Origin of the sequence: Halobacteriovorax sp. RT-2-3, from assembly GCF_047085075.1 — a bacterium.
GTDB lineage: Bacteria > Bdellovibrionota > Bacteriovoracia > Bacteriovoracales > Bacteriovoracaceae > Halobacteriovorax_A.
The window spans coordinates 759,747-776,080 of record NZ_JBKIYF010000003.1; the positions used below are offsets into that span (position 1 = coordinate 759,747).

Genomic DNA, 16,334 nt, shown 5'->3' on the forward strand with positions numbered 1-16,334 from the left:
GCTATAACTTAATGAAACTACCTGAAAGAATTAATAATCTTGTTGATTCATTTTCTAAAGTACCTGGTATCGGTGAGAAGAGTGCTCTAAGACATGTTCTCAGCCTGGCCAAGTGGACTAAAGAAGAGTTAGGCGACTTTGCAATCGCACTAAATGAATTAGCAGAATTAAAAAAATGTAATCAATGTGGCGTTTTTGCGGATGAAGATATCTGTGCAGTTTGTAGTGATATTCATCGTAAAGAATCAACAGAGATTTGTGTTGTTGAGTCTATTACAGATTATATGGCCATTGAAAGAAGTGGCCAATATCGCGGATTGTATCATGTTCTAGGTGGAGTTCTTAATCCTCTTCTTGGAGTTGGTCCAGCGGAACTGAATATTGATAAGCTTAAAAAACGTGTTGATGAGTTAAAAATCAAATCAGTGGTTCTTGCTATTGGTCCTTCTGTTGAAGGCGACGCTACTTGTAGCTACATAAAATCAGTACTTTCAGACGAAGTTAATGTTGATAGAATTGGCTTCGGGATTCCTATGGGAGGGAATCTCGACTACTTAGATACAATGACTATATCTAAGGCATTAGAAAATAAAACCAAAATGTAAGGAAGGTTTATGGATAACATTGAAGTCGTTATTCAAGAGTTTTTTAGAGAATATAGTGGACTAGATTCTCTTGTAAATAGTGGATTGATTGTCTGTCGACAAGATGGAATACCACTTTATTCATTTAAAAGCGTTGAAACTGATTTCGATAGTGATACTGCTGGTGCACTAATTGCTGGTGTATGGCAGGCAAGTTCAGTTCTTTCTCAATTTATCCCTGAAGAAACACAAGATGAATTTAGATTTAATTATGCGACTTCATCAAAAGGGATTTATATAACAAAGCTCTCAGGACTTTTCGATGACATTTATCTAAGCCTTATCTATTTTGATGTCGATAATCCGGCCAAGTTAAAATCAAGAATTAGAAGTATTGAATCGAAGCTTCCAGAATTTATTGAAGCACACTTATCAGGGGATAGTGATCCAAATGAGGTTTTTCTATTTGATGATATTAGTGATAACGAAGTCGATGACCTCTTTGCAGGCGTTTTAGGATAACGGGGGCCAGATGTCTTTTGTAAATTACAATACGAAGGAAATTAATTGTAAGATCGTTTATTACGGGCCAGGTCTTGGCGGTAAGACAACGAATATCCAATACATATATCAGAAAACTGCTGGTGGAAATAAAGGTGAGATGGTTTCTCTCGATTCTGAAAATGAGAGAACAATCTTCTTTGATTTCCTACCACTTGATCTAGGTGAGATAAGAGGATTTAAAACTCGCTTTCACTTATATACAGTTCCTGGTCAAGTTTTCTATGAATCTTCACGTAAGTTAATTCTTCGTGGTGTTGATGGTGTGATCTTTGTAGCAGATTCTCAACTAGAGAGAATGGAAGCTAATATTGAATCATTAAAAAGTCTTGAAGCGAATCTAACTGAACAGGGTTACGATATTGATCAAATTCCAATTGTTTTTCAATGGAATAAGAGAGATCTACCAAACGTAACACCAGTAGAAGATATGAATCAAACACTCAATGCCGATGAAAGGCCAGCATTTGATGCTGTTGCAGTTAAGGGTGTGGGTGTCTTTGAAACCCTAAAAGTAATGTCAAAATTAGTACTAATGAATTTAAAGGGCGGCTTAAAAGAGTAGCCCTTTATATTTTAAAAAGTGAATATGAGCTTCGATTAGTGCCTCTTGGCAGTAGAAAGATGATCTTCTCCCAATGAGGTGGTGGCCATCAAGGATACCTAGCTTAATTCCTCGTTCAAAGTAGTAGGGAAATAAAGAGCTTTCCGTATCAACAACTCCGTCATTGTCATTTTTACTTCTAATGAACATTTTCATTAACATCATCCATAGATGACTCTCGTACCACTTTGAAGAAAATCCAATCGATGTATAAAATAAATTTGGATTTAGTTTTTCGTGATTATTTCTCATCCATGGCCTTCGAAAAGTTGAAGAGAGAGATTTTTGCATTTCTTTTGCTAAAATATCTTTTTTACCATCAATGAGTTGATAGAGTTTTGAATCAGAGAAATTATGAATAAGATTCAGCGTTTTAATAAATTTCTTATTAAATGAATTCGATCCCAAGATAGGAGAAGCAATTGTAGAAAGTCCTATAATCGAGTCTTGTTCTTTACTATATTCTGTTAAGTAATGAAGAGAGTCTAGTCCACCTTTAGAAAATGCCACTAACCACAACTTTTCATCTGGATGTTCACTTACATAATGAGAGATTTGATCACGCAGTGACTTAGAGTTTTTTAAGCAATTATCAAAACCGTTAACTTCTGGAGTATAATACTTAATATTATAATTCATTTTCAGGTGCTGACATGCTCTCTCGAATGAAGGAGTAGAGAATAACTCATTGAATACTCCTGGAACTAGAACAATAGTAATATCTGTCTTTGGCTCGTCTAGGTTAGAAATATATGTCGGATGATACTTTGCATATTCTACTTCGTTGTAGATTATTTTAAAGATTTCTTCATCTGTAAGTTCTATTGGTTTACGTGCCTTTAAATCGTTGAAGAAACGATAATTGACCTTATCAAAATCAAATTTATTATCAAAGCTTTTGAAGTTAGTCAGTGAATGAATATAACGAGCAGTTGAAAAGCTAATCCAAGCACTTGAGGTAACAAGATTTCGCATAAGCTTAAGTGCTTCATTAGGTGAGAGATTATTCTTAACTAAATTAAATCTTTCAAGTAGATCTGATTTAGTTAATTCTTTTGCAGAGTTTAAGAAGCTTTTAGAATAATTTTTTCTAGCGTTATATGCGTTAACACGATTCTTAAAATCTAAAACTTTTGATTCAATATATTTATTTAAAATTAAATCAGTATCTCTCATAGTTCTTTTAAATTCCTTGCGCTAGATGTAAAATTTTGGCATTGGTAGTGTATACAAGTCAAATAAATGAAAGATAATAAAAGTTTGTTCACTTTTTTTTCGTGTAAATTGTAACTGCTAACTAGTTGTAAAATAAGGTTATTTAATGGTTGATGAATATAAAGAGCACTATTCGGTCTTAAAAAAAGAATGTCTCGACTATCTTTATTTAGATAGTGAAGAACATGATCAATTACTTTTTGCTGATTGCACATTTGGGGCCGGAGGCCACTCATTAGCAATTGTAAAAAGAGATACTAAGGCCAAGTTAATTTCTTTCGACCAAGATCCTGATGCGTTAAAAAATGGACGTGAATTAATTAAGAAAAACGGTGTTGAGGACAGACTCTTCTTACACGATTCAAACTTTTGTCATTTTGAAAATATTGTCATGGGCAACCATGCTGATCTCGTAAAAGAAAATGGCGGACTCAATGGTGTCCTTCTTGATTTAGGTGTTTCTTCTCACCATTTTGATGAAGGCTCACGTGGTTTTTCTTTTCGTGTTGATGCGCCGCTTGATATGCGAATGGATTACGATAATGACAGTATTCAAACCGCTAAAGATATTATCAATCGATACTCTGCCCAAGACTTAGCAAATCTTTTTAGAGATTATGGTGAGGAAAAATACGCTTGGAGAATCGCTGAACGAATTGTCCTTGAAAGGGACAAGAATGGCCCGATTAATACAACATTTCAGTTAGCAGAATTGATTAAAGATTGTTATCCGAAGAAATTACAATTTGGTCGTATCCATCCAGCAACAAAATGTTTTCAAGCGTTAAGAATCGAAGTTAATCGCGAGCTTGATGTAATAACCGATGTAATTAATCAGGTGCTACCATTATTAAAGATTGGTGGTAGAATATTAATTATAAGTTTTCATTCATTAGAAGATAGAATAGTGAAGAAACTTTTTAAAGATTATGAAAAAAATGGACTTGGAGAAATGCTTTTTGAAAATGAAGTTAAAAAGCCAATTATCCCAAGTGATGAAGAGATTGCTGAAAACTCTCGATCAAGAAGTGCTAAGCTTAGAATTCTTAAAAGAGTCGTGAGTAAGAAATCGAAGAATAAATACGAAAAGTTTTCAAAGATTGAAAATGAGTAACAATAGGAGATTGTTAAATGGCCTCAAGGATGAGTCGAACAAAATCTAAGAGTGATGGTATTGGATCAAAGCTAAAAGGAATAGTTTTAAGTTCACAAGGTTTACCAATTGTTCTTAGTTTAGTTGTGATTACAGTTTTATTTGTTCTTTTTAGAATGAAAGGGATAGAGCTGAACTATGAAATCGCAACAGTTAAAAAAGAAGTAGAGAGAATTAAAGTTGAGGGCAAAGAGTTGAAAGCTAAAAAAGCTAGACTTCTATCTGTATCGAATTTAAGAAAGATGGCCCGTAACTATAACTTAGCACAGCCGAAGCAGCATCAAATTATTGTTGTTCCAGCTAAGAAGTAAATATAGTGAGTGATAATAATTTAAAGAACAGATTAAAAGTTATATACGTAATTTTCACAATTGCATTTGTTGCTATACTTGTGAAAGCATTTCGTATTCAAGTAGTCGATCGCGGACATTTATTATCACAATCTAAGAAGCAGTTCTTTAGAGAGAGAAAAGTCTTTCCTAGACGTGGCCATATTTATGATCGTAATGGAAATCCTCTTGCTATCAATATTAGAACATATTCTATCTTCACAATTCCTAAGAATATTTCAGATAAGAAAGTTTATGAAAAATTGAAGGCTATTCTACCTGAAATGGAATTAGAGGGCATAGCTGAGAAAGCTCTTGAGAGAAATCGTTTTACTTGGATTACCAGAAAATCTAAGTTAACAGAAGAGCAGGTTGCCGCGATTAAAAAACTTAAGGGTATTTATATTGAAGAGATACCAAAGAGGATTTATCCAAACCATGAGTTAGCTGCTCAAACACTAGGTTTTGTTGGATTAGACAATAATGGGCTTGCTGGTATTGAGCACAGATTTGATAAAGAACTTAGAGGTGAGCCACAAATTATTAAATACTTTAAGGATAATAAAGGTCGTCCAGTAAGATATGTAAGTCAAAATATCCCAACGGAAAGAGCAAACGATGTTTATCTTTCGATCGATAAAGAAGTTCAAGCGGTTGCTGAAAAGGCCATTAAAGAAGCCGTAGAGAATGTTGATGCGAAACGTGGTGGTGTTGGTGTAATGGATGCCGAAACAGGTGAAATCATTGCAATGGCCAATTATCCTACATTTGATCCTAATGATGTTGGTGACTCAAAAAGTAGTGATCGTAAATTGGCGTTTATTAGTGATCCGTTTGAACCTGGTTCAACACTTAAAGTACTAACATTAGCTTCTGCCTTAGAAAATAAGGTTGTTCGTCCCGATACTAATTACTACTGCGAACAAGGCCGTTTAAAAGTTGAAGATCATATTATTAAAGAAGCTGAATCAAGAAAGAAATTTGAATGGCTTTCTGTCGAAGAAATTCTTATGTATTCATCTAATATTGGAACAACTAAAATTGCCTTTGATTTAACATTTCCAAAATTAAAGAAAACTCTAAATGAATTCAAAATAGGTGAGAAGACAGGAATTGAACTTCCTGCTGAGTCACGTGGAATTTTTACAGACGATAAAAATGTATCGCCTCTGTCATTAAGTAATATCAGTTTCGGACAAGGAGTTGCTACAACTGGAATTCAAATGCTTGCAGCCTTTGCAGCAATTTCAAATGACGGTGTTTATGTTCAACCTACAATTTTAAAAGTTGATGATCCGAAGAAAGTTAAGTCAAAAAGAGTTCTACCACCAGAGATTGCAAAATCTATAACAGATATGATGGTAAATACTGTCGAGAGAGGAACTGCGAGAAAAGGAAAAATTCCTTATTTTAAAATTGCTGCAAAAACGTCAACAGCACAAAGAGCTGATAATAACGGCCGTTATACTGGTTATATTCCTGGATTTCTAGGCTTTCCAGTAGGAGTTAAGAAGAAGTTTGTCGTTTACTCATATGTTGATAAACCAGCGCGTGGTAAATCATATTATGGAAACTCTGTCGCAGGACCGGTCTTTAGAAAAGTAACTGAATACCTACTTTACAAAAATAAAGAATTTGAAGGTCTAGCTGAGAATGAAGCTTATAAGAACGATATTGCATTCGACTCTGTAAAGAGGGTTCAATCAGCTAAGCGCTATACAGGACGTGGCACAGTTCCAAATTTTGTGGGCCTTGATAAAAAGTCTGCAATGGCACTGGCGCAAAAGTTAGAAATCGACTTAAGTCATATCGGTGTTGGTGTTGTTAAGGAACAAACACCTGAAGCCGGAAGTACTCGCGATGGAGAAGTCATTGTAAAGCTTAAGTACGCACCACCAACATATGAATAAATTAATCTCAAAATATAAAATTATATTAAAAGGTCTAAGCGACTTAACTGCCAATCTTGATCAAGCAAAACCTTGTGATATTGCTTTTTATCGTATTCATGACAATGAAAAGGCTATGGCCCTTTTTCGTGAGCGTTATCAAAAAGGAAGTGCAGGACTTGTTATAACAAATAGAGAAGTCTCAGATATTACAACTCTCGTAGTAGATGATAATGATTTTTATAAATTACAAGAAGAGCTTGTAGAAGAGCTATATCCTATAAATCGTGAAGTGAAGTTAATTGGTATTACTGGGACGAATGGAAAATCTTCGGTTGCTCATTTGTGTCAGTTAATTTTGAATGCAAATAATTTAGATGCTTGTTGTATTGGTACTGTAGGTGTCGTTAAAAATGAAAGTGAAATCATGGAGAGCTTATCAGCTACTACACCTTCTTTCATTGACCTACGAAGAATAATTTTCAAGTTAAAAAATATTACTTACTTTTGTTTAGAAGTTAGTTCTCACGCATTAGAGCAAGAGCGTGTTAAGAAAATGAAGTTTGATTCGATAGGTTGGACTAATTTTACTCAAGATCACCTCGACTATCATGGAACAATGGAATCTTACTTTAATGCCAAAGCAAAACTTGCTAAGTATTGTGATACAAACTTTATCATACCGCGCTCACAAAAAAATGAATTCCAAGATAAGTTAGATTTTGATTTAGCCCCAGAGACTAAGAATTTATATGGAGAGGAATTTAACCTCAGCTATAACATAGATAACTTAGAGCTTGCCTTTGCTCTATGTGAAAGAGCTTGCGGTATTAAGTTAAATAAAAATATAAAGCTATCTTTACCAAAAGGAAGATTTAATCTTTTTAGAAAAGGCGATAGTGTATTTATTGTCGATTACGCACATACTCCAGATGCTATTGTAAATATTTGTCGTGAAACAAAAAAGCATTTTGCCTCTTATGACATTATTACTCTTTTTGGTTGTGGTGGCGATCGCGATCGTACAAAACGTCCAAAGATGCTTGCAGCAGCACTTGAGTTTAGTGACAAGGTTGTCGTTACAAGTGATAACCCAAGAACTGAAGAACCTGCAGATATTATTAATGATATTCTTGAGGGCAATGAAAGCGAAGTCGATGTTGTTGTTGATCGAAAAGAAGCAATTCATAAATATGTAAGAGAATATAAACGTCCTACTGCAGTGATTATTGCAGGTAAGGGACATGAAGAGTATCAGGACATTAAAGGTGTAAAACACCACTTTAGTGATATAGAAGAAGTAAAGAGTGCATTAGGTGAATTATGATAATTTCAGATTTTAATAAAATCACTGGTCTAGTGAAAAAGATTGGTAAGGATTTAGATAGTGAAATTCTTCTATCAACTGACTCGCGTATGCCTAATGGAAAAAATACATTTGTAGCTCTAAAAGGTGAGCGCTTTGATGCATATGATTTTATAGAGGATGCCATTAAAAATGGCGCGAAATCGATTGTTCTAACTTATTCGCTTGAGAGAGAAGAACAAATTAAAACTCTTTCAAATAAATACACTGAGACATGTTTCTTTCTTGTTAATGACAGCCTTTCATTTCTCCAAGAAGCTGCAAAATATAGAATTACTGAATGGAAGAGTAATGGAGGTTTTGTTTTTGGACTAACTGGTTCAAATGGAAAGACAACGACAAAGGAATTATTGTTTTCCTTAGCAAAATCTATTCTTCATGATGCAGTTATTTGTACTCAGGGAAATTTAAATAATCATATAGGAGTGCCACTCACAATATTCTCAATTAAAGATGATCACAAATTTGCGATTGTTGAGATGGGAACAAATCATTTTGGTGAGATTGAAGTTCTTTGTGAAATAGCTCAACCTGATTATGGTTATATAACAAATGTTGGCCATGCCCACACAGAATTCCTTATTGATCTTGATGGAGTATTAAAAGAGAAGTCTGCTCTTTATCGTTGGGTAAAAGATCATGGGAAGAAATTCTTCTTAAATATGGAAGATGAAAAACTAGCAACACTTGCGATTACTGATAAGATTATTCCTGTTTCTTCAGATAATGTATGTGAGTTTGAAAGTGAGTTTATTAAGGAATCATACAATCGCTGGAATGTTCAAGCTGCCTGTTTTATTTTAGAAAATATTTTTTCATTAAGTTTATTTCATGAACTTAAAAAACTGAGGCTGCCAGAAAATAAAAGAGCGCAGTGGATTAATGTTAATGATTCAAAAATATATTTAGATGCATACAATGCAAATCCAACTTCTATGAAGTTAGCGATCACAGAGTTTGCAAAACAAGTTCCATCTCAAAAAAATGTTATCTTTGTAATTGGTGACATGAATGAGTTGGGGGATAAGACCCAAGAGCATCATGAAGAAATAGCAGAGCTCTTAAATGATTTAAAGATTAAGGATGCTATCTTTATTGGACGATTTTCAGAATTTTATGCAAATAAATATAGCGGCGAGTCTAAAACGTTTAAAAATCTTGATGATTTCATCCCAAATTGGCCATCAGTATTAAATTCGTACGATTATATTTTTTTAAAAGCTTCTCGTTCTTTACAACTAGAGAGGCTAATAGATATAACTATGTAATATAATTTAAAAACCAGGTGATTACATGCTGTATCATTTCCTCTATCCCTTAAGGGATGAATTCTTCGCATTTAATATTTTTAAATACATCACATTTAGAACAGTTGTGGCCTTCTTGCTCGCGACAGTTATCTCAGTTATTTGGGGTAAGTACTTTATCGGCTTCATGCAACGAAAGCAGTTTGGACAAGTGATTCGTGATGATGGACCAGAGTCTCACTTAAAAAAGGCCGGAACTCCAACAATGGGTGGTGTTTTTATCTTGGGTACGATTCTGTTGACTCTGTTAATAACTGGTAATTTTAATTCTCTTCCAGTTCTTATCACTTGTGGTGTTACAGCATCATATTTCGTTCTTGGCTTTATTGATGATTACGCAAAGATCTCTAAAGGAAATACAAAAGGTGTTTCGGCCAGAGGTAAGCTTATATGGCAATTTGCAACAGCGCTTATTGCAGTATTTGCAATGGTCCATTTTAACGTCATTGATACACAACTATTCGTTCCTTTTGTTAAGGGGCCAGTTTTTAATTTGATGAGTTTCTTTGTCATCTTTGGTGCCATCGTTATTGTCGGCTCGAGTAACGCCGTAAACTTAACAGATGGTCTAGATGGTTTGGCCATCGGTCCAATTATCACATCTGCAGCAACTCTTGGCTTTATTGCTTATGCAACAGGTCACAGAGAGATCGCATCATACCTTTTTGTGCCGTACGTTGAAAATGTTGGTGAATTAGCTGTCATTGGTGCTGCAATCGTCGGTGCAGGCGTTGGATTTTTATGGTATAACACATACCCAGCTCAGATTTTTATGGGTGACGTGGGGTCCCTTGCCTTAGGTGGTACACTAGGGACAATGGCCGTACTGACAAGAAGTGAATTACTTTTTGTTATTATTGGTGGTGTTTTTGTTGCCGAAGCAGTTTCGGTAATTTTACAGGTTGCTTCTTATAAAACTCGCAAGAAGAGAATTTTTAAGATGGCGCCGATACATCATCACTTTGAGCTGCTCGGTTGGGCCGAGCCAAAAGTAATTGTTAGATTTTGGATTATAAGTATATTTTTAGCGATTCTAGCAATCGCAACTTTGAAGATGAGGTAATTAATGGATAGATTTAGAAACAAGAATATTCTAATCGTAGGTATTGGAAAAACTGGTTTCAGACTCATAAACTTCTTTAATCGTCTTGAATGTAATATTCGAGTAACAGATATTAAACCTATCTTCGATCTCAATAAAGCAGTTAAGAAACTTCGTAAGATTAAGCCAGCAGTTGAAATGACTTTTGGTGAACACCTTGACGATGACTTTATTAATGCAGACGTTGTTGTGTACTCTGGATCGGTTGATCCGAATATGCCACAACTAGAGCTTGCAAGACGTGAAGGTAAAGAGGTTTACTCAGAATTCGCTCTTGGTAATAAGCTTTGCCGTAAGCCAATCATCGCTGTTTGTGGATCTCATGGTCGTACAACTGTAGCACACATGATTGGATTTACTCTAAGACAAGATGGAAAGAATGTATTCGTTGGTGGAACAAGTGAAAGTCCATTTATTGAGTATTCAATGCTTCCAAACAAAGATGAAATCGATTACGTAGTTGTTGAAGTTTCAGCAGTACAAATGAGACGTCTAACAGACTTCCACCCTAAGATGGTTGTCTTTACTGATATCGCAGATACTTACCCACAAGGACAATTCACGTCGATGGGTGAGTACATGGAAACAAAACTAAGTATCATTAAGACTTTATCTCCTGATGACACTTTAATTGTTAACTTCGATAAGCTTGCAAATAATAGCTTCTTTAGAAATGCAAATTGCCAAACTTATTGGTACTCGAGAAGGTCATTCGTTAAGCTTGGTGTAATGGAAGAGATTCAAGGAACGCACTTCCACGATCGTCGTATCCATTCAAATATCAATTACCACTCAGAATTTGTTGTTAAGAAAATGAGAATCATTGGTCAAAACAACCGTGAAAACTTACTAGCTGCTATCACTGCATGTAAGGCACTAGACCTTTCTGATGAAGCAATTCAAACATGTGTAACAAAATTCCCAGGAATTCCACACAGAATTGAATTCTTAATGGAAAAGAACGGTGTATCTTTCTATAACGATTCAAAAGCTACTGATATGAGAACACTAGTTGAGACAACTAAGGCGTTTAAAACTCCTGTTATCTTAATTGCTGGTGGGAAAGACATTGAAGAACTTGAGTATGAAGCATTCACTGATGAGCTAATCCAAACGACAAGAATCATTGTTCTAGTTGGTGAGGCAAAAGAAAGAATGAACCGTGCTCTTGGTGAGCACCCACAAACTTTCATTGTTGGATCTTTTGAAGAGTCTGTTCTATTTGCTTATCAAAAGTCGAGAACTGGTGACACGATTATTCTTTCACCAGGTAACCCTGCTACGGATTTCTTTAGAGATTACGAAGAGCGTGGGAACTACTTCAAAAAACTTGTTTATCAATTGTAATTTTTTGAAATAATAATTATAGAAATGCCTGCTTTATGCAGGCATTTTTTTTATGCCTAATACAGAACAAGTTTTAAGTCATATGATCTCGTCATGAAGGTTCTGTTATTTTTTATTTTTGTTTCTATTTTTTCTACTCAAATCAAAGCTAATCCAGATTATGTAAAAGTCTGTGAAAATCTAGTTGATAAGCGCTTAACAAAGTACAATCAATTTCGTTTTAAAAAACAATGCTCGCAAATTACAACAAAGTATCAGTACCAATGCTTAACAGATATTTTAGATAATCGAAGGGCCTTAAGCCTAGTTGAGTTTAATGCTTGTACATATGTGAAGAGCGCAGAGACTTATGCAAGTATTCGTGAAGTGGCCAAGTATTACCACAGTAGTGTGAATAGTTTTCACGTAACAGTAGCGGCATTAGTTAAAAATAAAAAAGAAAGAGAGTGCGTTTTAAGTATCATTCAAAGAGAAGGTCTGGATCCATTCAACGCCTATACTTGTTTTGATGAGCGTGGATTTGATCCAATAAGACAATTTGCTCAGATGTACATCAAGTAATCCAACGCACAGCTTCTTATATTTATACTGCATCGAATTCAAAATTCATATATTATGAATATATGAACACTCTTGAAAACACGGATCGTTTTGGAAAACTCTTTTTAATTATCACATCAATTATCGTTGGTGTTGGTATTGTCATGGTTTACTCCTCATCTTATATGTTTTCAAAAGAAGTTTACGGTACAAGTCTTCACTTCTTTTCAAGACAAATACTTTTTGCACTAGTAGGCGTAGCAATGGCCTATGTTGTCGCAAAGACGAAGTATCAATTTTGGATTAAGTTTTCATTTCACTTAAATCTTGTGGTCGCTTTTCTATTAGTTCTAACTTTTATTCCTGGATTAGGGGTTGTTGCAAAAGGTGCCAACCGATGGATCAACTTAGGATTTGGATCTCTTCAGCCTGGAGAGCTTGCAAAGTACACAATCCTTATGATGTCTCTTTTCTTTTTTGAAAATTATGAAAAGCTAAATTTAAAGAATCGACTAAAGTACGTTGCAAATATAGGCTTAGTCTTATTACTACTTCTTTTACAACCAGATTTTGGTACATTTTTTATTTGTGCTTTAGGAATGGGTTTTTCTTGTTTCATTTCAAACTTCAATAGAAAGTACTTTTATATCATGGGCGTAACAGGCACGATTCTCTCGGCGCTAATTCTCGTTGCTCAGCCTTATCGTGTTAAGCGTTTAATGGCATTTCTTGATCCTTGGGCCAATCCAAGAGGAAGTGGTTTTCAGGTAATTCAATCATGGATTGGGTTTGCTAATGGTGGCTTTTTTGGAAAGGGAATTGGCAATAGTTTGGAAAAATTATTTTTTCTTCCAGAAGCACATAACGACTTTATTTTCTCAGTTATTGGTGAAGAATTTGGTTTCTTAGGGGTTCTAGGTTTTGTCGTACTTTTCATTGCTTTTACTCATATTGGTTTTAAGCTTGCCTTAACTTTAAAAGACGACATCGCTAAGAAAATGGTCATGTCCATTATTTTTATCATTGGTGTTCAAGCATGTTTAAATATGGGTGTGGTTTTAGGACTTCTTCCAACTAAAGGCTTAAACCTTCCTTTTGTTAGTTATGGAGGCTCATCTCTAATGAGTAATCTAATTGCAATCGGTGTAATCTTCTCTTGTGTGTCACGTCAACGATCGATATCAAATGAGAAGCCGTTTTTTTCTCAACAATAGCCAATATATGCGCTAAATTTAGAAGAAGTAATCTTGTGAAAAGGAACAAGTATGAATATTAATATTCAAAATATTAGCGTGCATTTTATTGGAATTGGTGGAATTGGTATGAGCGGTATCGCTGAAATTCTACTAAGCCTTGGCTATAAAGTAACAGGTTCAGATATTAGTGAATCAGCAAATGTTGCAAGACTTAGAAGTCTAGGAGCTGAAGTATTTATCGGACACAAGCGTGAGAATATCACACCGGATACTACTGTGGTGGTTTACTCATCTGCTGTTAACGAAACAAATCCAGAAATGCAGATGGCGCGTGAAAAACAAATTCCTATTATGAGAAGAGCTGAGATGTTAGCTGAACTTATGAGACTTAAAAGAGGAATCGCAATTGCTGGTACTCATGGCAAGACGACGACAACGAGTTTTTTAGCGACGATCTTACAGGCCAGTAACTATGAGCCAACATATATAATTGGTGGTATTGTTTCCAATCTTGCTGGTCATGCAAAAGTTGGTACTGGTGAGTATCTTGTTGCAGAAGCGGACGAATCAGATGGATCATTTCTTATGCTAAATCCAATTATGTCTGTCGTAACAAACATCGATCTTGATCACATGGATCACTATGGAAGTGAAGATGTATTAATGGATAGCTTTGAAGAATTTATTAATAAAGTTCCATTCTATGGCCTTTCTTCTTTAAATGCAGATGACAAGAGACTAATGAGTCTCGTTCCAAAGGTTAAAAAACCTATTGTTACTTTTGGAATTGAAAAAGAAGCAGATTATAGGGCCGTCGATATTAAAATGTCTGACCTTTGCTCTGAGTTTGATCTTATTGTTGAGTCGCAAAATCTTGGACGTTTCACAATTAATCTTCCAGGTAAGCACAATGTTCAAAATGCTCTAGGGGCTATCTCTATTGCACATAAAATGGGAGTTCCTGTCGACATGATTAGAAGCTCAATTCGAAGCTTTGAAAATGTAGGGCGTCGTTTCCAGTTACTATATAAAACAGATGAAGTGGAAATCTTAGATGATTATGGTCATCATCCAACAGAAATTGCTAACACTCTAAATACTTTAAAAGAAATTAGATCACATAAGAAGATTGCAATCTTTGAACCGCACCGTTTTTCAAGAACTAAAGACTGTTGGAATGAATTCCTACATTGCTTTAATGATGTTGATGAATTGTATATGTGTCCAATATATCCTGCCAGTGAAAGTCCTATCCCAGGAATTACTTCAGAAAGATTAGTTGAAGATATTAATCGTCTTCACCCTGGACTTGCAAAGAATATTGAGCTTAAAGATTTAGATACAATTATTAAGTCTAATAAGAATTCGACAATTATGACTTTGGGAGCTGGTTCTATTGGCCGTGTGATTAGAGAATGGGTTTTAGATAACGATCGCAATGAATAAGATTGAAGATATCCTAAGTAATATTCAAAATATTGAAGTTGAGATAGATAAAGATCTATCAAAATATTCAACGATGAGACTTCAGTCTAAAGGTGACCTAATTACTGTAAAGGATTTGGTTGCCCTTAAAGAAGTTGTAAGAACACTTACATCTAAAAATATAACTTATATGCTTTTAGGTCTTGGTGCTAACCAACTTTTAAATGAGAGAATTGTAAATCCAATAATTAATTTAGACTTTGATTATGATCGTGCGATTTTTAATCAATATAGAGAAAGTTATATTCTTCCTGCGTCAGTGAAGTTATCAAGCTTAACTTCTCATGCCTCAAAATTTGGTAACAAAGGATGGGAGGTTATAACAGGGATACCTGCAACTCTTGGTGGGGCCGTATTTATGAATGCTGGCACAGGCCTTGGCTGGATTAGTGAAATCATCGCCTGCGTTTGGTATATTGATAAAGAGGGGAATGAGTATCTTCATGAGGTAACGAAAGATAGTTTTTCTTATCGTCAAAACAACTTTCTAAAGCCAGGTGATGTTGTTTATAAAGTCGAGCTAGTTGCTAATGGGCAAGATAAATACCTTGGAGAAAAGATTCGTAACTACTTACTAATGAGAAATAAGTCACAGCCATTAAAGGAAAAAACTTGTGGAAGTGTCTTTAAAAATATCGTTGGAGATAAGCGAACTTGCACTGCAGGACAATTTATTGATATACTTAATTTGAAAGGATTACAGGTTGGTGACGTACGAGTAAGTAATCTCCATGGGAATTTTATGGAGAATTTCGATAAAGCCACGGCCAGCGATGTAAAAGAACTTATTAAAATTGTTCAGGATGAGCTTTACCTCAATTACGGTTTAAAGTTTGAGCCTGAAGTCAGGATAGATATTTAATGAAAAAAGCTATTTCAATTATTTCTTTTCTTCTTTTGAGTGGATCTGCATTAGCAGTCTCTCAACCTACGGAGAAGATTAAATATAAGACAGCTTTTGGTAAATGTCCTTCACGTGCTGCTGGAACACTTACACTGAAACTAGTGAAAGACTTTGAAAAGAATCGTTCTTTAAGAAGTATGAAGAATCTTATTGCAGCAGATAAATTGAAAGAAAAACATTTCTTATCAGATTACGCTATTAAGTATGATCCAATGGAAGGAATGCTAAACTTTATCTACGAATGTCCATCCCCATTAATGAAAGTTCAAATCTATAAAGAGAATGGGATGGAGTCTTATGAAGCAATTCTTGTTGATAATGGTCAACTATTTGATCCTACTTATGAGATACTTCTAAGAACTGAAAAAAAATTAAATTATGCTCTACCATACCTTGCTATCCCAGTAGGGGAAATGGATAAGACTGTTCAGAAAAATATCACTCGTATTATTGCAGATCTTGATCTTGTTTTTAGAAAGTTAATTTCTGAAGTTATCATCAGTGATGATAAAGAGTTAACGATGATTCTTTCAATTAAAGGAAAGCCTTCGAGCGTCTTTATGGGTAAAGATGAATGGCCTCTTAAAGTTGAAAAGTTGACTCAAATCATTGGTTATATGAACAAGAAAAAGAAAATTCCATCTGTGATAAATATTACAAATTCCAAAAAAGTTGTTGTCAAGTTCAACGACTAATTCTAAAATTTCATTATATGCGGTAAAAATTGCCGTTAGATTTCTTTATTAACAGAA

The 16,334-nt window shown here is 34.8% G+C and carries 16 protein-coding genes; 15 read left to right on the forward strand and 1 reads right to left on the reverse strand.

Going from position 1 to position 16,334, the window contains the following annotated elements; genetic code table 11:
* Positions 1–11 precede the first annotated feature (11 nt).
* The 3 genes from recR to ACMAYX_RS14275 are packed head-to-tail and all read left to right on the forward strand — an operon-like array spanning position 12 to position 1,710.
* Positions 12–605: a recombination mediator RecR gene (gene recR / locus ACMAYX_RS14265; RefSeq protein ID WP_392993869.1), complete on the forward strand. Its 594-nt coding sequence runs from the start codon at positions 12–14 to the stop codon at positions 603–605.
* A gap of 9 nt (positions 606–614) precedes the next feature.
* On the forward strand, positions 615–1,106 hold the full coding sequence (locus ACMAYX_RS14270; RefSeq protein ID WP_103218531.1) for a hypothetical protein: 492 nt from the start codon (positions 615–617) through the stop codon (positions 1,104–1,106).
* A 10-nt stretch (positions 1,107–1,116) separates the two neighbouring features.
* Positions 1,117–1,710, forward strand: coding sequence for a GTP-binding protein (locus ACMAYX_RS14275; protein WP_103218530.1), 594 nt, complete (start codon positions 1,117–1,119; stop codon positions 1,708–1,710).
* Here the strand turns inward: ACMAYX_RS14275 and ACMAYX_RS14280 are convergent.
* Positions 1,699–2,925, reverse strand: a complete 1,227-nt coding sequence (locus ACMAYX_RS14280) for an esterase/lipase family protein (RefSeq protein ID WP_412472097.1) — start codon at positions 2,923–2,925, stop codon at positions 1,699–1,701. The genes ACMAYX_RS14275 and ACMAYX_RS14280 overlap by 12 nt on opposite strands.
* Before the next feature lie 145 nt (positions 2,926–3,070).
* Between ACMAYX_RS14280 and rsmH the strand changes: the two genes are divergently transcribed.
* The 12 genes from rsmH (at position 3,071) to ACMAYX_RS14340 (ending at position 16,277) form a co-directional block, all read left to right on the forward strand.
* Positions 3,071–4,078, forward strand: a complete 1,008-nt coding sequence (gene rsmH, locus ACMAYX_RS14285; RefSeq protein WP_412463536.1) for a 16S rRNA (cytosine(1402)-N(4))-methyltransferase RsmH — start codon at positions 3,071–3,073, stop codon at positions 4,076–4,078.
* Between the two features lie 17 nt (positions 4,079–4,095).
* A complete protein-coding gene (locus ACMAYX_RS14290) occupies positions 4,096–4,428 on the forward strand; it encodes a hypothetical protein (RefSeq protein WP_103218527.1) in 333 nt (110 codons plus the stop codon).
* 5 nt (positions 4,429–4,433) lie between these two features.
* Positions 4,434–6,356 (forward strand): penicillin-binding transpeptidase domain-containing protein, encoded by a 1,923-nt coding sequence (locus tag ACMAYX_RS14295; protein ID WP_412472098.1) that lies wholly within the window; start codon positions 4,434–4,436, stop codon positions 6,354–6,356.
* The gene (locus tag ACMAYX_RS14300; RefSeq protein WP_412472099.1) at positions 6,349–7,662 is read left to right on the forward strand and encodes a Mur ligase family protein; all 1,314 of its coding nucleotides are present in this window, start codon (positions 6,349–6,351) and stop codon (positions 7,660–7,662) included. The genes ACMAYX_RS14295 and ACMAYX_RS14300 overlap by 8 nt, the downstream gene beginning before the upstream one ends.
* On the forward strand, positions 7,659–8,969 hold the full coding sequence (locus ACMAYX_RS14305) for a UDP-N-acetylmuramoyl-tripeptide--D-alanyl-D-alanine ligase (protein WP_103218524.1): 1,311 nt from the start codon (positions 7,659–7,661) through the stop codon (positions 8,967–8,969). Before ACMAYX_RS14300 ends, ACMAYX_RS14305 begins: the two co-directional genes overlap by 4 nt.
* A gap of 25 nt (positions 8,970–8,994) precedes the next feature.
* Positions 8,995–10,071 (forward strand): phospho-N-acetylmuramoyl-pentapeptide-transferase, encoded by a 1,077-nt coding sequence (gene mraY, locus ACMAYX_RS14310; protein WP_103218523.1) that lies wholly within the window; start codon positions 8,995–8,997, stop codon positions 10,069–10,071.
* 3 nt (positions 10,072–10,074) lie between these two features.
* Positions 10,075–11,457 (forward strand): UDP-N-acetylmuramoyl-L-alanine--D-glutamate ligase, encoded by a 1,383-nt coding sequence (gene murD, locus ACMAYX_RS14315; RefSeq protein ID WP_103218522.1) that lies wholly within the window; start codon positions 10,075–10,077, stop codon positions 11,455–11,457.
* 93 nt (positions 11,458–11,550) lie between these two features.
* Complete coding sequence (locus ACMAYX_RS14320) at positions 11,551–12,018, forward strand: hypothetical protein (protein WP_103218521.1); 468 nt, start codon at positions 11,551–11,553, stop codon at positions 12,016–12,018.
* A gap of 62 nt (positions 12,019–12,080) precedes the next feature.
* The gene (ftsW, locus tag ACMAYX_RS14325) at positions 12,081–13,211 is read left to right on the forward strand and encodes a putative lipid II flippase FtsW (RefSeq protein ID WP_103218520.1); all 1,131 of its coding nucleotides are present in this window, start codon (positions 12,081–12,083) and stop codon (positions 13,209–13,211) included.
* A 51-nt stretch (positions 13,212–13,262) separates the two neighbouring features.
* Positions 13,263–14,639, forward strand: coding sequence for a UDP-N-acetylmuramate--L-alanine ligase (murC, locus tag ACMAYX_RS14330; protein ID WP_103218519.1), 1,377 nt, complete (start codon positions 13,263–13,265; stop codon positions 14,637–14,639).
* Positions 14,632–15,540 (forward strand): UDP-N-acetylmuramate dehydrogenase, encoded by a 909-nt coding sequence (murB, locus tag ACMAYX_RS14335; protein ID WP_103218518.1) that lies wholly within the window; start codon positions 14,632–14,634, stop codon positions 15,538–15,540. The genes murC and murB overlap by 8 nt, the downstream gene beginning before the upstream one ends.
* Complete coding sequence (locus ACMAYX_RS14340) at positions 15,540–16,277, forward strand: hypothetical protein (protein WP_103218517.1); 738 nt, start codon at positions 15,540–15,542, stop codon at positions 16,275–16,277. Before murB ends, ACMAYX_RS14340 begins: the two co-directional genes overlap by 1 nt.
* Positions 16,278–16,334 lie beyond the last annotated feature (57 nt).